Source organism: Massilia sp. CT11-108 (assembly GCF_047302915.1).
Classification (GTDB): Bacteria; Pseudomonadota; Gammaproteobacteria; order Burkholderiales; family Burkholderiaceae_D; genus Telluria; species Telluria orientalis.
The window spans coordinates 1-722 of record NZ_JBKYMO010001102.1; the positions used below are offsets into that span (position 1 = coordinate 1).

At 71.7% G+C, this 722-nt stretch carries 1 protein-coding gene; it reads right to left on the reverse strand.

Translation table 11 applies throughout. From position 1 onward, the window contains the following. On the reverse strand, window positions 1–722 hold a 722-nt coding region (locus tag ACEN88_RS33410), incomplete at both ends, for a sensor histidine kinase (RefSeq protein ID WP_413346629.1).

A 722-nucleotide genomic window follows, 5' to 3' on the forward strand; every position in this document is an offset into this window, starting at 1 on the left:
CTGCCGCCGTGCAGCACCGCCAGCTCGCGCACGAGGGCGAGACCGAGACCGAGGCCGCCCTGCGCGCGGTCGATGCCGACGGGGCCCTGCACGAGCGCCTCGAAGATCAGCGGCAGGGTCGTCGGTTCGATGCCGATGCCGGTGTCGCTCACCTCGAACACGGCGACGCCATCCTCGGCATGGCCGCGCACGGCGATCGCGCCGCCGGCCGGCGTGTACTTGATCGCGTTGTGCAGGAGGTTGTCGAACACCTGTTCGAGCCGGGTGGCATCGCCGTCGACCCACAGCGCCGGCACGGACACGGTCCACGCGTGCACGCCCGCGTCCACCACCTGCCGCGTCGCGCAGCAGTGCAGCAGCAGCGCGCCGGCGTCGATGGGCGTCTTTCTCAGTTCCACCTTGCCGGACAGGATGCGGCGCACGTCGAGCAGGTCGTCGACGATGCGGGTCAGGTGGCGCGTCTGGCGCCGCCCAATCTCGCGCGCGTGGGCCGTCATCTGCGCGTTCGCGGCCGGCATGTCGAGCACCTTCAGCGCGCCCGCGATGGCGGCCAGCGGATTGCGCAGTTCGTGGCCCAGCATGGCGAGGAAGTTGTCCTTGGCGGCGCTCTGCGTTTCGGCCAGGCGGCGCGCATCGCGTTCGCTCTGGAGCAGCGCTTCGCGTTCCGATTCGAGCGCCGCGCGCGCGCCGCGCCCCCCTGCCCCGGATAGCGCACTCTCAAA